This window comes from Actinomadura rudentiformis (assembly GCF_008923185.1).
Lineage (GTDB): Bacteria > Actinomycetota > Actinomycetes > Streptosporangiales > Streptosporangiaceae > Spirillospora > Spirillospora rudentiformis.
Genome location: NZ_WBMT01000009.1, coordinates 297,426 through 314,703, shown reverse-complemented (window position 1 = coordinate 314,703; position 17,278 = coordinate 297,426). Strand labels below are relative to the sequence as shown.

The following is a 17,278-nucleotide window of genomic DNA, read 5'->3' as shown; positions in this document are numbered from 1 at the left end:
GGGTGGCCAAGCTGAGGCTTCAGGGGCTCGTGGGGACTGTGCTCGCGCTGAGGCTACCTGGAACGTCCAAGTGCCCTAGACCGCCCTGCACAGCAGGCCTGAGCGCCCCCTGCGCTCATCTGGGGACCTCAGGGTCGAGGCTTGGAGGGACCGCCCTCTGACGCTACGATGAGCCTCCCCTCGCTGGGGATCACGATCCTTGACAAGTCAACAGGGAAACGGAGAGACGTCCTCTCGAAAGGACGTCTCGTGCCGAAGAAGAACTACAACACCTTCGGTCCGTACAAGCGCAATGGGAAGTGGTTCTTCAAGTACGAAGAACCAGGCTCTGAGGCTGCCACCCAGAATGGCAAGCCGCGCCTTCTCTCAGGTGGGACGTTCAGCACCAAGAAGATCTGCGAGTCGCAGATCAAGGCGAAGGATCGAGAGATCAACGATCCGGACTACTTCACCAAGCAGCAGAAGGAACGCAAGCGCGCTAAGGCTGAGGACTACGGCAACCGCTGGATCGAGCTTCAGTCATCCGGCAAGCCGAACACCGTCAAGAACGCCAAGAACATCATCCGGAACTATTTCATCCCTCACTTCGAGGGACGCTGGATGGACGAGATCACACCGTCCGACGTTCAGGAGTTCGTCAACTGGATGACGAGTTTCCGGTCACCGGGGACAGTGCGCATGTTCATGGGCTACGTAGCAGCGCTGTTCTACCAAGCCAAGCGGGATCGGGTCATCACTGACCTACCGATCGGCAGGAAGAACAACATCAAGCTTCCTCCCAAGCCCAAGAGCAAGAACCACCCCTTCGAGGATGAGGAAGTAGACCTCATCCTCAAGACCGTCGATCCTCGGTTCCGACCCATGGTCCTCATCATGGCCACCACGGGTATCAGGTGCGGCGAAGCGTTCGCCCTAACCTGGGATCGGATCGACCTGGACAAGGGCACCGCCTACATAGATCGTCAGGTGCAGTACGGCAAGTTCTGTCGCCTCAAGGGCGAGAAGGGCGAGACCCTACGTCCGTTCACCATCCGGCTGCATCCGGCAGCCGTGGAGGCTCTCAAGAAGCATCGAGAGAACTCCGTCACGATGACCGTGGAGTGGGAAGGCGGGATCGAGCCAGAGGAAACGGTCGAGATGGTCACCGTCTCAGCGACAGGGCTCGTCCTGTACGGCCAACTCTTCCTATCCCACTGGAACAAGCTGCTCGACTCTCTGAGTTGGCCCCGTAAGGGCAACGGCCCTCACAGACTCCGGCACTACTTCGCGGTCAAGATGATCGAGGACGGCGCCTCTCCTGGAGAGGTCAAGGTGGCTCTCAACCACTCCGACGTCATGATCACCATGACGGAGTATGGAGACCGTTGGGAGCGTCCCGACGAACGGCTGTGGAGCCGTACGGATCGACTGTTCGCCAGGTTCGCAGCCTGACGTACTTCCCGTGGGTTTCCCCGTGGGGTTGGTGGCCTACTCTCTCTGGTCATCTACCTGGGTGTTCCTTGATCACTATGGACTACAACACCGAATACAACCCGCCGTCGCTCTACAAGCCGGACGCGTTCCGCTCCTCCGACCACGACCCCGTCCTGATCGGCCTCCGCCTGCGCTGACCTCGGCCTGACAGCCATACCAGCCTGAACCGGAGCCGGGCGATCCCGTTGGATCGCCCGGCTCCGCCGTTCCGGGGGGCTTTCCCGAACACGATTCGGAAGCGTATGATCACGCTCCACCCTATGTGAGCGAGGTCACAGATGAGCGCGGCCGCCCCCACCGCACCTGCCACCCCCCGCCCCGGACTCGGCATCGGCCCCGATGGCAGCTACACGCGCGGCGGCCAGATCGCCGCGTTCCTCCTCGGCCTCTGGGCGATGATCGTCTTCCTCCCGCTCCTTGTGGTCGGCGCCATGCTCTACACGCGGGCCGAGGAGATCTACCCGACCGATCCCGGCCGGGCCTCCTCCCTGGTGACCTGGTCCTGGGTGAGCATCTCGGTCTTCCCGCCGCTCGCCGCCGGTCTCGTCGGCGCCATCGGCTTCGCGGTGAGCATGATCGTCTGATTTCCGCCCGAAATGATCGCGAACCAGGCCACCTGTCCCGCGCATCGAAGGAAGGGAGGCCGGGCAGGCCGTCCGTTCGCTGGCATCGTCCAGCGGCGGCCTGAGGAGCCCGGCGGGACGGGGCACACGGCATGGCGGATCTGCGCGCGAACGATCCCACCCGGCTGGGCGGCTACGAGCTGATCCGCAGGCTCGGGGAGGGCGGCCAGGGTGCCGTCTTCCTGGGCCGCGACCCGGCCACCGGCCAGCAGGTCGCGATCAAGCTGCTCCACGCGGAGCTGAACGAGAACGAGCGGGCCCGGTTCCGGTTCCTTCGCGAGTTCGAAGTGGCCATGCGGGTCGCGCCGTTCTGCACCGCGCAGGTCCTGCACGTGGACGTCCAGGACGGACGGCCGTACATCGTCAGCGAGTACGTGGCCGGCCCGTCGCTGCACCAGCAGGTCTCGGCGGAGGGCCCGCTGACCGGCGGCTCGCTGCAGCGGGTGGCGGTCGGGACGATCACGGCGCTGGTGGCGATCCACCAGGCCGGGGTCGTGCACCGCGACTTCAAGCCCGGCAACGTGCTGCTGGGCTCGGCCGGGGCCCGCGTCATCGACTTCGGCATCGCCCGGGCGCTCGACGCCACCACCAACACCGCAGGCATGGTCGGCACCCCCGTCTACATGGCGCCCGAGCAGATCCGCGGCGAACGCGCCGGGCCCTCGATCGACGTCTTCGCATGGGGCGCCACCATCGCGTTCGCCGCCACCGGCAGGACTCCGTTCGGCGCCGACAACCTGCCCGCCGTCATCCACCGGGTCCTGAACGGCGAGCCCGACCTGGGAGATCTCGCCGGGCCCTTGCGCGGCATCGTCGAGCGCTGCCTCATCAAGGACCCGGCCCACCGCCCCAGCGCACGCGACGTCCTGATGTCGCTGCTCGGGCACGACGCGGCTCCGGCCCCAGCCCCGGCGCCCGCGCCTGAGCCCGCGCCGCAGGCGCACCACCACGCCGCTCCGCCGCCGCCCGTTCCGGCCGCTCCGTACGAGCCTGAACGTCACGAGACCATGACCGGGATGCTCCAGGCCGGGCACGATCTGGCGGCACAACGTACCCCTGAGCCCACGCTCCCGCACTACGCGCCACAACCCCCGGCGCCCGCGCCCGGGCCCGCACAGGCGCACGCACCGGGGGCTGCGCCTGCTGCTCCTGGCGCGTTCCACCAGGTGCCGATCCCCCACCAGATCACGATCGACCCGTCGCACGCCGCCCAGCCCAAGAAGCGGAACCGGACGGCCCTCTGGACCGTGTCGGCGACCGTCCTGGCGGCTCTGCTGACCGGCCTGGTGCTCCTGGCCCCCCAGTTCGAGCGGGACGCCAAGGGCAGGCAGACCAACGACCAGACGCCGCTTCCCACGGCGACCACGTCCCAGTCCGTGGAGCCCATGCAGAGCACGGAATCGACGAGGTCGGCGACACCCACCCCGACCGAGACCGGCGGCGGCTACCTCCCCACGACCGAGCCCACGCACACCCCGACCTGGAAGCCCACGCGGACATACGAGCCGAGGCCCACGCACACCCCGACCGACGAGCCCACCCACGAGCCGACCGACGACCCGACGCCCACCCCTTCCCCGACCTCCACCGGCGGCGGCGAAGGTACCGGCAGCGGCTACTGACCGCCCGACGTGAGGGTCCGCTCTCTTCCCGGCCGGGAAGAGAGCGGATCATCGGACGGTTGTCATCGTTCATGAGCGTCCCCTTCTCGGTCCTGGACCTGTCCCCCGTCGTGAGCGGCTCCACCTCGGGCCAAGCCCTGCGCAACACCCTCGATCTGGCCCGGCACACCGAGGACCTCGGTTTCCACCGGTACTGGCTGGCCGAGCACCACGCGATGCCCGGGATCGCCAGCTCCGCGACGGCCGTGCTCATCGGCCAGGTCGCGGCGGCCACCGAACGGCTGCGCGTCGGCTCCGGCGGGATCATGCTGCCCAACCACGCGCCGATGGTGGTGGCCGAGCAGTTCGGCACGCTCGAAGCACTCTTCCCTGGCCGCATCGATCTCGGCCTCGGCCGGGCTCCCGGCACCGACCAGGCCACCGCCCGCGCCCTGCGCCGCTCGCCGGACGCGCTGTCGGTGGACGACTTCCCCGAGCAGGTCCACGAGCTCCGTGCCTACTTCGGCGAGCAGAGCAAGGTCACCCCGGCCGCGGGCAACGAGCCGCCGGTCTGGCTGCTGGGCTCCAGTGGCTACAGTGCCCGGCTCGCCGGGATGCTGGGTCTGCCGTTCGCGTTCGCCCACCACTTCAGCGCCGAGAACACGCTGCCCGCCCTGCAGATCTACCGCGAGTCGTTCCGGCCGAGCGTGCTGGCGGAGCCGTACGCGCTGATCGCCGTGTCGGTCACCGCCGCCGAGACCGACGAGGAGGCCCGCGAGCTCGCCCGCCCGCAGGCCCTGTCGTTCCTGCGGCTACGCCAGGGCCGTCCCGGCCTCCTGCCGAGCCCGGAGGAGGCGGCCGCCCACCCGTACACCCCGCTCGAAAGTGAGATCATCCAGGCGCGTCTCGACTCCCAGGTCGTCGGCGGCCGCGCGTCCGTCCGCAGCCAGATGGACGCCCTTCTGGAGAGCACCAAGGCCGACGAGGTCATGGTCACCACCATGGTCTACGACCATGCCGATCGCCTGCGCTCGTACGACATCCTCGCCGACCTCTACGACCTCAGCGCCGCCGGCACGCCGGTCGCGTCGGGCGTCTAGGCCGCGGGCGTCCGGGGACTGTCAGAGGCGTCTGGCACTCTGGCGACCGTGGCTCAACCGCTCAAAGAAATGGTCAACCGCGACTCCGTCGGGCTCCTCGCCGACGGGGTCGCGGCGGCCCACGCCCCGTTCCCGCGCGAGCGGTTCGTCACCACCGCGCTCGAAGGCCTCGGCGCGCTGGAGCTCAAGGACCGCATCAGGAAGGTGTCGCTGGCGCTGCACGAGACCCTGGCGCTGCCCTTCCCCGGCGCCGCCGCCGTGCTGCGCGAGGCGGCGACCCGCGTCCGGCTCGACATGTGGAGCGGCTGGCCCGCCACCGACTTCGTGGGCGCGTACGGCCACGACCATCTCGACGAGGCCATGACGACCCTGGCGGTGCTGACGCCCTACTCCACGGGCGAGTTCGCCGTACGCCCCTATCTCGACCGCTACCAGGACGCCGCGCTCAAGGTCATGATCGGCTGGGCCGAGTCGGACGACGAGCACCTGCGCAGGCTCGCCTCCGAGGGCTCACGGTCACGGCTTCCCTGGGCCACCCGCGTGCGCTGGCTGATGGAGCCCGGCCCCACCCTGCCCATCCTCGACCGGCTCCGCGACGACCCGAGCGAGTACGTCCGCCGCTCCGTCGCCAACCACGTCAACGACATCGCCAAGGACCACCCCGGCGCCGCGCTCGCCCTCCTCGGCCGGTGGAGCTCCGAGGGCGGCTCGCACGTCGAACGCGTCGTCCGGCACGCCGTCCGCGGCCTCATCCGGGCCGGTCACCCCGAGGCCCTCGCCCTGCTCGGCGCCGCACCGGGCAACGGCGCGGTCGAGTCGTTCGGCCTCGCGAGCGACGAGGTCGCCGTCGGCGACCGGCTGCGGTTCACCGTCGTCGTCAGCGCCGCCTCACCCGGCCCGCTCCTCCTCAAGTACGCGGTCCGCCGCGACGGCTCCCGCCGGATCTTCCACCTGGCCGAACGTGAAGCCGCCACCCCGGGCCAGACGTTCACGGTGACCAAGTCCCATTCGTTCCGCCCCGTCACCACGAGGGCCGAGCCGCCCGGCCCTCGCGAGCTGGACGTCATCGTCAACGGTGAGATCCGCGCCACCGCCTCCTTCACGCTGGTCGACGCGGATCCCGCGGGCGGCTGAGCCCGAGCCCCTGTCAACGGGCCGTCAGGGGGCCTCGGTGATCTCGGTGAGGGTGGCGAGGCCGGCGAGCGTCTCCGAGAGCGTCACGGGGTCCAGCTCGCCGAACGGATGGACGGTGCGGGAGTAGCGCGCGGTGAAGAGCGCCACTTGCTCGATCCGCTGAACGGGATGTTCGTCGGGCGTGAGCACCCGGATCCCCGGGTCGATGTCCACGACCACGCTGCGTTCCTCCGAGAGCTTGAGGGAGACGGATCGCTGGTAGCCGCCGGTCTCCTTCTCGCTGAGGACCCATCCACGCCTGGTCAGGCCCAGGATCGTCCCGAAATGCACGTCGCGGTTGTCGAAGCGGTGCAGGCGGCCGTCCTGGCCCTCCCCCTCGGCCAGCGTGTGCACGACCCGGCCCAGCTGGGGGAACGGCTGCAGGATCTCGTAGTCGGCGAAGAGCTCCGACCAGGTCGCCAGCTCGTCGCCAAGGAGAAGCGGATGCGGAAGCCCGATCCGCGCCGTGGCGGAGACCGTGAACACCTCATCTGCGGCATCGGCCAGCGTCCGGTCCTCGGCGACACGGAACGTGGTGGTCTTCCCGTCCTCTTCCTCGGCGGACCACACGAGCCGCCGGGCGATGTGCCAGAGCAGCGGATGTTCGAGGAAGGTGGCGCGGAACTCCTCCGGCGTCCACCGGCGCGCCGCCACCATCGCCTTCTCCAGGCGCTTGATCTGGTCGCCGGCGACGGTCCGCGCCTCCTTCTTGAGATCCCCGAAACGTTTGTACGCGGCGGGCGCCAGCACCTCGTCGTCCTTGGCCCCCGGCTTGGGGAGCGACTTGCGGCGCTTGCCGTCCTCGTCGGCCACGTACGGCTTGAGCTGCTCGTCGAAGCCGACCGTGAAGCGACGCGGGCCGTAGTCGAGGACCATGCTGCCTTCGGAGTCCAGCCCCAGGCCGGGGACCAGCCGGTCGGCCAGCTGCTCGGCGGTCAGCCCGCGCTCCTCCGCCGCGCGCTTCAGCCTCCCCTCGGCCCACGGCCGGATCCGCTTGGCGTCCTGGGCCTTCGTTGCGAGCTGGTGCAGCTGCCGCAGCGCCTCGTCGGTGCCGACCGCGCTGAAAACGTCCAGCGCAGTGAGGCCGCGGCCGTCCCAGACGCGCTGCTTCGACCAGCGCATGACCACCGGCGCGAGGCGGCGGACGGTCTCGTCGTCGGCCAGCCGCAACAACGTGAACTCGACCCAGGGCGAGGCCCACCTCGGATAGGCCTGGTCGGCCCGGTACACCGCCCAGGCGAACTCGGCCAGCGACTCCGGATCGCACACGTCGACGACCGTGTCCACACCCGCGTACGGGGCGCCGGGCTCGGAGATCGACAACATCGTGAGGAAGTGCCGGGTCGCGGCGGCGGGCAGGGCATGCTTCCGGCCGCGCAGCAGGATCTGCGGCAGCCGCGCGGGATCATGATCCTCGCTCAGCTCCGGAAGCGGGTCCGGGTAGAGATCCAGCGGAGCGACCTTCAGCTGCGAGATCGCGTTCGCCGCCTCGTCGCCGTAGACCCGTGCGGCCTCCACGACGGCGTCGTGCCCGTGCTTCTGGGCGGCCAGACGGACGGCCTCCTCCGCCAGCTCGCGCTTGGGCCCTGGCCTGCGCACCACATCGGGGACGATCAGCGCGATCCCGTCCGGGCCGTGCCTTTCGAACCAGGCTCGGGCGTCGTCGCCGCGGTAGTGGTCGTCCATCTGCTTGAGCACGAGCTGGGCTATCTCTGCGTCCCGGAACGGCAGGAGCTGGGCGATCTGGCAGCCGAACCTCCGCGACGCCAGGCGCTTGAGCATCGGCAGTGCCGCCAGCTCGTAACGCGCGGCGAGGCCCTTGGCCACCCAGAGATGCTCGAAGTCGGCCGAGTAACGCTCGTCGTCGAGCAATTGGCGGCCGTACTCCTCCGGCCCCTGCATCAGCAGCTCGATCACCCTGAGCTGACGGGCCTTGTCGTCGTCGTACTCCGTCAGCGCCTTTCCGCTGAGGAACGACTCCGCCAGGGCTCCCCAGTCGGTGTCGTCCGGCTGCCTCGTGAGCTGTGGAACCCAGCGCCCCCGCTTCTCCTCGTCGTAGGGGAACCCCAGCCATTCCTCGCGCTCGCCCGGCTGCCACGTCAGGACCGGCGGTTGCTTGGGGCGCTTGAGCCCCTTGAGGACGATCGGCTCGGCCGGCTCGTTCACCGTCCACGGCGGTGCAAGCAGCAACTGCGGCAGGACGTCTGCGGGGGCTTCTTCGACTGGAGCTGCGGGGGACTTCGTCATGACCACGTAGACGAACGATCACCGTCCCGCGTTCCGCCGGATTCCCGGCCGAGACGAACTAAGTGAGCGTCCGCCGCCGAGCGCGCTATCACCGGTCGTTAAATCCCTGGCGAACGCTTGATTTCTTGATCCGCTCCGGTACAAACAGGGACGAACCACGTGGTTGAGGAACGCATCCGGATGCCCACCCCCCGAGGAGAATCCATGCAGTTCCCCGTCGAACGCGCCCTACCTCTCGCCGCCTGCGCGGCCATCGCGGTCACGGCCCTCTCGGCCGTCCCGGCGACCGCGGCCACCACCACCATCCACCGCGACAACGCCACCGGCGCCCCCTACGCCGGCAACTGGCAGATCTCCACCGTCGGCCCGCTCAACTTCTCGATCACCTTCCTCGGCGCGAAGGTGACCGCCACCTGCGAGGACGCGAAGCTGAACGGCACCGTCACCGCCGCGGGCGCCGGCACGCTCGCCACCGGGTCGGTCGGCGCCTGCACCGCCTCCACCGGCCAGACCTCCCCCGCCATCACGTTCGAGAACCTCCAGGACGTCGGCGGGCAGGTCACCTACGCACCCGTCCAGGGCGGCCGCGACGGCACCCTGGCCGTCACCGGCAATCTCAACTTCAAGCTTGAAGGTGAAATTCTGGGACGCGTCCGCACCTGCTACTACGGTTTCCGCACCGGAAACTCCGAAGGAGCGAGTTTCGACATTTACAACGGCGATAATCCGCAGCGCCCGGTGCCTTCGAGCAACGACGTCCAGGGCACGCTCGCCAACATCACGCTCGTCAGGCTGCCTGGAAGCGACTGGCTCTGCGGCTCGAACGGCACCGGCAGCGGGCAGGCCGTGGCGCGCGGCGAGACCGTCAGCGGCTCCGGCGTCTTCGACCAGAGGCTGTACGTGACCTCATAGGCGCTGTCCATGAGGTCATGGGCGCTGTGCATGACCTCATGGGCATGACCTCATGGGCATGCAGGACCGGGCCGCCGTCCATCGACCGCGGCGGCCCGGCCCTCCATCCGTTCAGTCTTCGAAGGCGCTCTCCAGGATCCCGAGGCCCTCCACCAGCAGGTGCTCGGGAATGACGAGCGGCGGCAGGAAGCGCACCACGTTGCCGTACGTGCCGGCGGTCAGGACCAGGAGTCCGGCGGCATGGCAGCGGCGTACGATCTCCGCCGTCAGCTCGGGGTTCGGCTCCTTCGACGCGCCGCGGACCAGCTCGATCGCGATCATGGCGCCGCGCCCGCGCACGTCGCCGATGACGTCGTGCTTCTCGGCGAGGGCCCGCAGCCTCGGCACCATGGTCTCGCCGATCCACCGGGCGCGCTCGACGAGCCCCCCGGCCTCGATCTCCTCCAGGACCGCCAGCGCCGCCTCACACGCGAGCGGGTTGCCGCCGTACGTGCCGCCGAGCCCGCCGCCGTGCACCTTGTCCATGAGGTCGGCGCGTCCGGTCACGGCGCCGAGCGGGAGCCCGCCGGCGATGCCCTTGGCCATCGCGATGATGTCCGGAACGACCCCCTCGTGGTCGCAGGCGAACATGTCGCCGGTCCGCGCGAATCCGGTCTGCACCTCGTCCGCGATGAGCATGATGCCGTTCGCCTGGCAGAACTCGGCGATCGCCGGGAGGAACCCCGGCGCGTGGTCGATGAAGCCGCCCTCGCCCTGGATCGGCTCGATGACCACGGCCGCCACGTTCAGCGGGCCGATCTGCTTGGTGATCTGGTCGATGGCCTGCGCCGCCGCCTCCGGCCCGCAGTTGCCGGGGCCGGTCGGCCAGCGGTAGGCGTAGGCCGGCGGCATCCGGTAGACCTCAGGCGCGTACGGGCCGAACCCGTGCTTGTACGGCATGCTCTTGGCGGTCAGCGTCATCGTGAGCAGGGTCCGGCCGTGGAAGCCGTGGTCGAACGCGACGACCGCCTGCCGCCCGGTCGCGTACCGCGCGATCTTGACGGCGTTCTCCACCGCCTCCGCGCCGCTGTTGACCAGGAACGACCGCTTCTCGTGGTCGCCGGGCGTGATCCGGTTGAGGGCCTCGCACACCGCGACGTACGACTCGTACGGCGCGACCATGAAACAGGTGTGCGTGAACCGTTCCACCTGCTCCTTCACCCGCTCGACGACGCGCGGGCTGGCGTTGCCGACACCCGTGACCGCGATGCCTGAGCCGAAGTCGATCAGCGAGTTGCCGTCGACGTCCACGACCACGCCGCCGCCCGCGTCCGTCACGTACACCGGCAGCACGCTGCCGACGCCCGGCGGTACGGCGCCGACGCGGCGCTCCTGCAACTCCCGCGACTTCGGCCCCGGGATCTCGGTGACGACGCGGCGTTCCTGCCGCAGGCGCTCGGGCCTGCCGGTGATCTGGCTGGTCATGGCGCGAACATAAGCCTGGACGCCCCGTACGCTGAACTGTACGGAGCGGCGAATCATCGCCGCTCGACTGGACAGCCTGCACAACGAGAGTCTCCGGGGACCGCCATGCCGCCCACGCTTGCCGCCGTCGCGGCGCTTCCCCAGTTGGGCCTGCGCGCGCTGACCGAGGTGCGCACCGACCTGCCCGTGCGCTGGGTGGCCGTCAGCGAGCTGGAGGACCCGACGCCGTTCCTGGAGGGCGGTGAACTGGTGCTGACCACCGGGATGCGGCTCAGCCCGGACAACGTCGTGCCGTACGTGTCGCGGCTGGTCGAACGCGGCGTCGCGGGACTCGGCTTCGCGGTCGGGGTCATCCATCCCGTCACCCTGCCCGATCTGGTCGACGCGGCCCGCGACCAGGGGCTCACGCTGCTCGAGGTCCCCCAGCCGGTCCCGTTCATCGCGATCGGCAAGGCGGTCTCCCGGCTGCTGGCGGCCGAATGGTACGAGGACGACACCCGCGCCTTCCAGGCCCAGCGGGAGCTGACCCGCGCGGCGCTGCGCGGGCCGGGACCGCTGGTCGCCCGCCTCGCGCGGGAGTTGGACGGCTGGACAATGCTGCTCGATCCGTCCGGTGAGGTCCGGCACGCCTCGGACCTCGCGCGGGCCCGCAGGCGCGCCGCCGAGCTCGCCCCGGACCTCGCCCGCCTCGCCCGGGAGACCCGTACGGCCAGCATCACGCTCTCCGACAAAGACGATCATGTGGTCGTCCAGGGCGTCGGCGTCTCCGGCCGCCCGCGCGCCTTCCTGGCGGTCGGGACGGCCGAGCGGCTGCCGCGCGTCGCGCACACCATCGTCGGCTCCGCCGTGGCGCTCCTCACCCTGCAGTCGGAGTCGCCACGGACGACCCGCGACCTCCGTTCGGCGCTGGCGGGCCTGCTCCTCGGCCTGCCGCCGGGCGGCCCGGCGTTCCCCGCCAGTCCGGTCCGCGTGCTGGCCTGCGCAGGTGGAGCCGCGGTCCTGGACGCCCTCGGCGACGACGACCAGTGCCTCCCCGTGCCGCTCCCGGACGGCACCATCGCCGTGATCGTCCCCGCGGGGGCGGCCGAGCGGCTCATGGCGCTGGCCCACCAGAGCGGCCCGGTCGGTGCCAGCGACCCGGCCGGCCTGGACTCACTCGGCCATGCCCTTCGCCAGGCCCGCCAGGCGCTGGCCGCCGCACGCCGGCACCGCGCCGCGCTCCGCTACTCCGACCTCCCCGGCCAGGGCCTCCTCGGCATCCTCGACCCGGCGCTCGCCCAGGGCTTCGCCGAGACACTGCTGGCACCCTTGGGCGCCGACGAGACCTTGGTCGCCTCGCTGCGCGCCTACATCGCCGCCAATGGCCAAGGCGAGACGGCCGCGCGCGCCCTGGGCGTGCACCGCCACACGCTGCGAGCCCGGATCCAGAAGGCCGCCAGGCTCCTCGGCCGTGATCTCGACGAGCCGGCGGTACGGGCCGAGCTCTGGATCGCGCTCGCCGTGACGGCCAATGGGGCGGGCCCGATTGGACACCCTGGCCACTAGAAACAGCCAGATCCAGAGATAGCGTGAAGGCATGAACGTGACCCCTTTCTGGCTGGCCGGGCGCGCCGCGACCGGTGACGGCGAGCTGACCGTTGAACACCCGTACGACGGCCGCGTGGTCGGCACGGTCTCCGTACCGACCCCGGGCCAGGTGGAAGAGGCGCTGGCGGCGGCCCACGCGGTGCGCGCCGAGGCGGCGGCCCTGCCGGTCCATGTGCGCGCGGAGGCCCTCGCCCACGTGTCACGCCGCCTGGCGGAGCGGTCCGAGGAGATCGCCAAGCTGATCACCGCTGAGAACGGCAAGCCGCTGATGTGGGCGCGGATCGAGGTGAAGCGGGCCATCTCCACGTTCCGGTTCGCCGCCGAGGAGGCCCGGCGCTGGAGCCCCACGACGCAGCGGCTGGACACCGAGGAGGGCGGCGTGGGCCGGATGGCCTACATCACCCGGGTGCCCAAGGGCCCGGTGCTCGGCATCTCGCCGTTCAACTTCCCGCTCAACCTGACCGCGCACAAGGTCGCGCCGGCGATCGCGGTCGGCGCCCCGATCGTCGTGAAGCCCGCCCCCGCGACACCGCTCTCGGCGCTCCTCCTCGGTGAGCTCCTGGCCGAGACCGACCTGCCCGCCGGGATGTTCTCGGTGCTGCCGGTCCCCAACGACCGAGCGGGCGCGCTGGTCGAGGACCCGCGGCTGCCGATCGTCTCGTTCACCGGCTCGGTCCCGGTCGGCTGGTCGATCAACGACCAGGTGCCGCGCAAGCACGTCACGCTGGAGCTGGGCGGCAACGGCGCCGCGGTCGTCCTGCCGGACGCCGACCTCGACTGGGCCGCGTCGCGCATCGGCCTGTTCTCCAACTACCAGGCGGGCCAGAGCTGCATCGCGGTGCAGCGGGTCTACGTGCACCGGGCGGTGTACGACGAGTTCGTGCCCAAGCTGGTCGAGACCGTGGACGGCCTGGTCACCGGTGACCCGTGGGACGACAAGACCCAGGTCGGCCCGCTGGTGAGCCAGGACGCCGCCGAACGGGTCGAGTCCTGGGTCGGCGAGGCCGTCGAGTCGGGCGCCAAGATCCTGGCCGGCGGCACGCGCGAGGGCGCCGCGTACGCCCCGACCGTCCTGGCCGATGTGCCCGCCGACGCCAAGGTCGCCCGGGAGGAGGTCTTCGGCCCGGTACTGCTCGTCCAGCCGGTGGACGGTGTGGACGAGGCGTTCGAGCGGGTCAACGACTCCACGTTCGGCCTGCAGGCTGGCGTCTTCACCCGCAATCTCGACATCGCTTTCCGCGCCCACCGCGAGCTCCAGGTCGGCGGCGTCATCATCGGCGACGTCCCGTCGTACCGCGCCGACCAGATGCCCTACGGCGGCGTCAAGGACTCCGGCGTCGGCCGCGAAGGTCTCCGTTCGGCGATGGCCGACTACACCGAAGAGAAGATCATGGTCCTCACCGGCCTGCCCCTCTGACCTCCGGCGTCACCCGGCGGGACCGCCCCTCGCGGTGGTCCCGCCCAGGGCGAGGCCCATGCGGAGGGCACCCGCGGCCTCGGAGACCGCCGCGGCGAAACGCCCGCCGAGGCCGCCCATGTTCGCGAAGCCGTGGATGAGGTCCTCGTGCCGGCGGAGGACGACCGGCACGCCCGCGTCGGCAAGCCTGTGCGCGAACTCCTCGCCCTCGTCGCGAAGGGGGTCGAAGCCCGCGGTGGCGAGGTAGGTGGGCGGGAAGCCGCTGAGGTCGTCGGCCAGCAGGGGTGAGGCCTTGACCTCCGTCCGCCGTTCCACCGGGATGTACTGGTCGGAGAACCAGACCATGTCGGGATCGGTCAGGTAGAAGCCCTTCGCGAACAGATCACGCGAGCGCCGGTGGCCGGACAGGTCGGTGACCGGGTAGAAGAGCAGCGCGAAAGCGGGCTTCCGCTCCGCGTGGTGGCTGACGACGGCCGCGAGGTTGCCGCCCGCGCTGTCACCGCCGACGGCCACTGCCTCCGGGTCGGCGCCGAACGACTCGGCGTTCTTGACGGCGTGCTCGTACGCGGCGAGCGCGTCGTCGACCGCCGCCGGGAACGGATGCTCGGGCGCCAGCCGGTAGCCGATCAACAACACGCGGACGGCCGCGTTCGCGGCCAGGTGGCGGCAGAGGGAGTCGTGGGTGTCCAGGCTGCCGAGCAGGAACCCGCCGCCGTGGTAGTAGACCAGCAGGGGTGAGCCGGAGGGCAGGCCGGCCGGAGTGTAGAGCCGCGCCGGGATGTCGTGATCGCCGTTCGGAAGGGTCAGCGCGCGGGTGCCGACGCCCGCGACGGGCCTGCCTTCGATGAGCCGCTGGCTGCGTTCGAGGCGGCGCCGGGAGACGTTCACGTCCCTGTCGCTGAGTCCCGCACCCTCCACCTTGGCGAGGGCCAGCAGCAGTTGCGCCTCAAGGGCGAGCCGCTGGCCGTCCCGCCTGACCTGGCGGCCCGCGATCAACCGGCGGACCGGGACGGGCAGCGCGTAGAGGGTGCGAACGGCGAAATTCACGGCCTGAGGCGGGATCAGATCGGTCGGAAGCGGCATTGGACCTCCAGTCGAATATCCGCCGTATGGTAATCCACCGCGGTCCGCCGGACATCAGCCGAGGGCGGCGATCGCCGCCTCCCAGGAACGCAGGAACTCCGGATAACCGGCCGCGAACTCCCGCAACTCCCGTTCTCCCTCGGGCGAGAGGGCGGTGAGCGCGTACGTGACCCGCACGGAGCTGCCACCCTCCCGTTCGGAGAGCTCGACGGTGACCGTGCCGGCGCGCGAGCCGGGGGTGACGCGGGCGTACGAGACGCGGCGGCCCGGCTCACGGTCGAGCACGATCCAGGTCGTCGTCTCACCTTCGGACATGGTCTCGAACACCGTGCCCGGCCTGGCGTCATCGGCAACGGGCACCGGGAAGCGCGGATGCCAGCCCGCCACCCACCGCTCCTCGCCACGCGGCGTGAAGAGCGCGAACGCGTCCGCCGGGCTCAGCGCGACGTCGAGGTCGCCGGTCAACGTGACGGGGCCGCCACTCGGCTTCTCCCGGCTCATTTCTCCTCCAGCAGGTGCGCGTCGGCCGCTGTCAGCGTCAGGCCGTACACCTCTTTCAGCTGCTCGATCTTGCCGAGTGTCGTCGGCGAGAAGGGCGCCTTGCCCTCGAAGGCGTGCAGCGCGATGCCCTCGACGAGATCCCCCAGGGACATGTCCAGATACTCGGCCAGGCCCTTGAGGACCTTGAGCACGTTGCGTTCGATCCGCAGGCCGGTCTGCTGTCGCTCAACTGTTACCATGGTACCATGGTAACACCTAATCGCCGGGTGGCCCGCCTCTGGCGGTGACGAGGCCGGACTCGTAGGCGTAGACGACGAGCTGGGCCCGGTCTCGTGCGCCGAGCTTGGTCATCGCACGGCTGACATGGGTTTTCGCCGTGAGGTGGCTGATCTGCAGGCGCACCGCGATCTCCTCGTTCGACAGTCCGGCGGCGACCAGCACCATCACCTCGCGCTCGCGCCCGGTCAGCACGTCCAGCGAGGGCGGCGCGGCGGCGGGACGTGGCGGGGCGGTCACGTACTGCTCGATGAGCCGCCGCGTGACCGCGGGGGCCAGCAGGGCGTCGCCGCGCGCCGCGACCCGCACCCCATGGATGAGCTCGGCCGGCTCGATGTCCTTCACCAGGAACCCGCCCGCCCCCGCGCGCAGGGCCGCGAGAACGTACTCGTCCACCGCGTAGTTGGTGAGGATGACGATGTGCACGCCGGCCAGCTCGCCATCGGCGGCGAGCTCGCGCGTCGCGGCGATGCCGTCCAGCCGCGGCATCCGGACGTCGAGCAGCACGACGTCGGGCCGGTGCGCACAGACCATCCGCACGGCCTCCGCGCCATCGCCCGCCTCGGCCACGACCGCGATGTCCTCCTCCGACTCCAGCAGCGCACGGAAGCCGGCCCGGATCAGCGGCTGGTCATCCGCCAGGACGACCCGGATCACAGCGGCAGCTCCGCCCGGACCCGGAACCCGCCACCGGGCCCCGGCTCTGCCTGGAGGGAACCACCCACCGCCATCGCGCGCTCCCGCATCCCGATCACTCCCATTCCCGTGCCGGACGTGGCCGGAGCGTTCGCCCCGCGGTCGTTCACCACTGCGAGCGTGACGGTGTCCGGCCCGAAGTCGGTGGTCAGCGTCACGGGAACGTGCCCGGCGTGCCGGAGCACATTGGTGAGGGCCTCCTGCAGGATGCGGTAGGCGGCGCGGTCGGCCTCGGCGGGCAGCGGGCGCGGCTCGCCGCGGACCTCGTAGGTCATCGTCAGGCCCGCCGCCCGGGCCCGGTCCACCAGCCGGGGCAGCCGGTCGAGGCCGGGCGCCGCGCCGTCGGCGTCGACCTGGCGCAGGACGCCCAGCGTGCGGCGCAGCTCCCGCATGGCGTCCTGGCCCGCCTCCTTGATGGCGGTCAGCGCCTCGCGGCTCCGTGCCGGGTCCCGGTCGGCCAGATGGACGGCCATGCCCGCCTGCACGTTGATGACCGAGATGCTGTGGGTCAGGGTGTCGTGGAGTTCCTGCGCGATCCAGAGGCGTTCCTCGCCGGCCCGGCGCAAGGCGGCCTCCTCACGGGTGCGTTCGGCCTCGGCGGCGCGCTGCTCGACGGCCTCCAGATAAGCGCGGCGGTTGCGGGCCGACTCGCCCATCACCACCATCGCCACCACCCAGCCCACCATCCAGAGGAAACCCTCGTTCGTCCCGGCCTCGCGGACCGCCTCCACGACATAGATCGCCACGGTGAGCACGGCGCCGACGGCGAGAGCCGACAGCCGGGCGCCCGCGGTCACCAGGGCGTAGATCCCGATGATCGCGGGCGTCGGTGAGAAGACTCCCGGATAGTCCAGGGCGTAGTACGCGGTGGTCGTCGACGTCCCGATCAGGGCCACCACGAGCGGAAACCGCCGCCGCACGGCGATGGCCAGCGCCGGGAGCACCAGCAGCGCCACCCCCGTGAGATCGAGCGCCTGATCGCGTCCATCCGAGCGAGGGATGGCCAGCGTCCCCAGCACCATGGCGACCGCGGTCGCGCCCGCCCAGACGGCGTCCCGGCCCAGCCTCAGCCTCTTCACGCTTTGAACGTAACGACGGCGAGCGGCCGGGACATCCTGCGAACGG

15 protein-coding genes are annotated in these 17,278 nt (G+C 70.7%); 8 read left to right on the top strand and 7 right to left on the bottom strand.

Going from position 1 to position 17,278, the window contains the following annotated elements; genetic code table 11:
- Nucleotides 1-168: 168 nt before the first annotated feature.
- The 5 genes from F8566_RS21130 (at nucleotide 169) to F8566_RS21110 (ending at nucleotide 5,931) form a co-directional block, all read left to right on the top strand.
- Nucleotides 169-1,431 carry a tyrosine-type recombinase/integrase gene (locus F8566_RS21130; protein WP_151562411.1) on the top strand — a complete coding sequence of 421 codons (1,263 nt, stop codon included), beginning with the start codon at nucleotides 169-171 and terminating at the stop codon, nucleotides 1,429-1,431.
- A 320-nt stretch (nucleotides 1,432-1,751) separates the two neighbouring features.
- Entirely contained in the window at nucleotides 1,752-2,057 is a 306-nt protein-coding gene (locus tag F8566_RS50010; protein ID WP_192809783.1) for a hypothetical protein, read from the top strand.
- Nucleotides 2,058-2,188: 131 nt separating this feature from the next.
- Nucleotides 2,189-3,718: a serine/threonine-protein kinase gene (locus F8566_RS51405; RefSeq protein ID WP_225993370.1), complete on the top strand. Its 1,530-nt coding sequence runs from the start codon at nucleotides 2,189-2,191 to the stop codon at nucleotides 3,716-3,718.
- Nucleotides 3,719-3,789: 71 nt separating this feature from the next.
- A complete protein-coding gene (locus F8566_RS21115) occupies nucleotides 3,790-4,797 on the top strand; it encodes an LLM class flavin-dependent oxidoreductase (RefSeq protein ID WP_151562408.1) in 1,008 nt (335 codons plus the stop codon).
- A 48-nt stretch (nucleotides 4,798-4,845) separates the two neighbouring features.
- Nucleotides 4,846-5,931, top strand: a complete 1,086-nt coding sequence (locus F8566_RS21110; protein ID WP_151562406.1) for a DNA alkylation repair protein — start codon at nucleotides 4,846-4,848, stop codon at nucleotides 5,929-5,931.
- A 24-nt stretch (nucleotides 5,932-5,955) separates the two neighbouring features.
- Here the strand turns inward: F8566_RS21110 and F8566_RS21105 are convergent, their stop codons facing one another.
- The gene (locus F8566_RS21105; RefSeq protein ID WP_151562404.1) at nucleotides 5,956-8,217 is read right to left on the bottom strand and encodes a DUF4132 domain-containing protein; all 2,262 of its coding nucleotides are present in this window, start codon (nucleotides 8,215-8,217) and stop codon (nucleotides 5,956-5,958) included.
- 204 nt (nucleotides 8,218-8,421) lie between these two features.
- On the opposite strand from F8566_RS21105, the gene F8566_RS21100 reads away from it, so the two are divergent.
- Complete coding sequence (locus F8566_RS21100; protein ID WP_151562401.1) at nucleotides 8,422-9,129, top strand: hypothetical protein; 708 nt, start codon at nucleotides 8,422-8,424, stop codon at nucleotides 9,127-9,129.
- Nucleotides 9,130-9,240: 111 nt separating this feature from the next.
- Here F8566_RS21100 and gabT read toward each other — a convergent pair whose 3' ends face one another.
- A complete protein-coding gene (gene gabT / locus F8566_RS21095) occupies nucleotides 9,241-10,593 on the bottom strand; it encodes a 4-aminobutyrate--2-oxoglutarate transaminase (protein WP_151562399.1) in 1,353 nt (450 codons plus the stop codon).
- Between the two features lie 105 nt (nucleotides 10,594-10,698).
- On the opposite strand from gabT, the gene F8566_RS21090 reads away from it, so the two are divergent.
- Nucleotides 10,699-12,138 (top strand): PucR family transcriptional regulator, encoded by a 1,440-nt coding sequence (locus F8566_RS21090; RefSeq protein ID WP_151562396.1) that lies wholly within the window; start codon nucleotides 10,699-10,701, stop codon nucleotides 12,136-12,138.
- A 31-nt stretch (nucleotides 12,139-12,169) separates the two neighbouring features.
- On the top strand, nucleotides 12,170-13,597 hold the full coding sequence (locus F8566_RS21085; RefSeq protein WP_151562394.1) for an aldehyde dehydrogenase family protein: 1,428 nt from the start codon (nucleotides 12,170-12,172) through the stop codon (nucleotides 13,595-13,597).
- A gap of 9 nt (nucleotides 13,598-13,606) precedes the next feature.
- Here F8566_RS21085 and F8566_RS21080 read toward each other — a convergent pair whose 3' ends face one another.
- Genes F8566_RS21080 through F8566_RS21060 form a run of 5 tightly spaced genes read right to left on the bottom strand, consistent with a single transcriptional unit; the run spans nucleotide 13,607 to nucleotide 17,232 of the window.
- On the bottom strand, nucleotides 13,607-14,680 hold the full coding sequence (locus F8566_RS21080) for an alpha/beta hydrolase (protein ID WP_151562391.1): 1,074 nt from the start codon (nucleotides 14,678-14,680) through the stop codon (nucleotides 13,607-13,609).
- 54 nt (nucleotides 14,681-14,734) lie between these two features.
- Complete coding sequence (locus F8566_RS21075) at nucleotides 14,735-15,181, bottom strand: SRPBCC family protein (protein WP_151562389.1); 447 nt, start codon at nucleotides 15,179-15,181, stop codon at nucleotides 14,735-14,737.
- Complete coding sequence (locus F8566_RS21070; protein ID WP_151562387.1) at nucleotides 15,178-15,420, bottom strand: hypothetical protein; 243 nt, start codon at nucleotides 15,418-15,420, stop codon at nucleotides 15,178-15,180. The genes F8566_RS21075 and F8566_RS21070 overlap by 4 nt, the downstream gene beginning before the upstream one ends.
- A 16-nt stretch (nucleotides 15,421-15,436) precedes the next feature.
- Entirely contained in the window at nucleotides 15,437-16,114 is a 678-nt protein-coding gene (locus F8566_RS21065) for a response regulator (protein WP_151562385.1), read from the bottom strand.
- Nucleotides 16,111-17,232, bottom strand: a complete 1,122-nt coding sequence (locus tag F8566_RS21060; protein ID WP_151562383.1) for a sensor histidine kinase — start codon at nucleotides 17,230-17,232, stop codon at nucleotides 16,111-16,113. The genes F8566_RS21065 and F8566_RS21060 overlap by 4 nt, the downstream gene beginning before the upstream one ends.
- Nucleotides 17,233-17,278 lie beyond the last annotated feature (46 nt).

Excerpts from the sequence above, each read along its gene's own strand:
- F8566_RS21130 (WP_151562411.1), top strand. The coding sequence starts at position 169 with ATGAGCCTCCCCTCGCTGGGGATCACGATCCTTGACAAGTCAACAGGG.
- F8566_RS50010 (WP_192809783.1), top strand. The coding sequence starts at position 1,752 with ATGAGCGCGGCCGCCCCCACCGCACCTGCCACCCCCCGCCCCGGACTC.
- F8566_RS51405 (WP_225993370.1), top strand. The coding sequence starts at position 2,189 with ATGGCGGATCTGCGCGCGAACGATCCCACCCGGCTGGGCGGCTACGAG.
- F8566_RS21115 (WP_151562408.1), top strand. The coding sequence starts at position 3,790 with ATGAGCGTCCCCTTCTCGGTCCTGGACCTGTCCCCCGTCGTGAGCGGC.
- F8566_RS21105 (WP_151562404.1), bottom strand. The coding sequence starts at position 8,217 with ATGACGAAGTCCCCCGCAGCTCCAGTCGAAGAAGCCCCCGCAGACGTC.
- F8566_RS21100 (WP_151562401.1), top strand. The coding sequence starts at position 8,422 with ATGCAGTTCCCCGTCGAACGCGCCCTACCTCTCGCCGCCTGCGCGGCC.
- gabT (WP_151562399.1), bottom strand. The coding sequence starts at position 10,593 with ATGACCAGCCAGATCACCGGCAGGCCCGAGCGCCTGCGGCAGGAACGC.
- F8566_RS21090 (WP_151562396.1), top strand. The coding sequence starts at position 10,699 with ATGCCGCCCACGCTTGCCGCCGTCGCGGCGCTTCCCCAGTTGGGCCTG.
- F8566_RS21085 (WP_151562394.1), top strand. The coding sequence starts at position 12,170 with ATGAACGTGACCCCTTTCTGGCTGGCCGGGCGCGCCGCGACCGGTGAC.
- F8566_RS21080 (WP_151562391.1), bottom strand. The coding sequence starts at position 14,680 with ATGCCGCTTCCGACCGATCTGATCCCGCCTCAGGCCGTGAATTTCGCC.
- F8566_RS21075 (WP_151562389.1), bottom strand. The coding sequence starts at position 15,181 with ATGAGCCGGGAGAAGCCGAGTGGCGGCCCCGTCACGTTGACCGGCGAC.
- F8566_RS21070 (WP_151562387.1), bottom strand. The coding sequence starts at position 15,420 with ATGGTAACAGTTGAGCGACAGCAGACCGGCCTGCGGATCGAACGCAAC.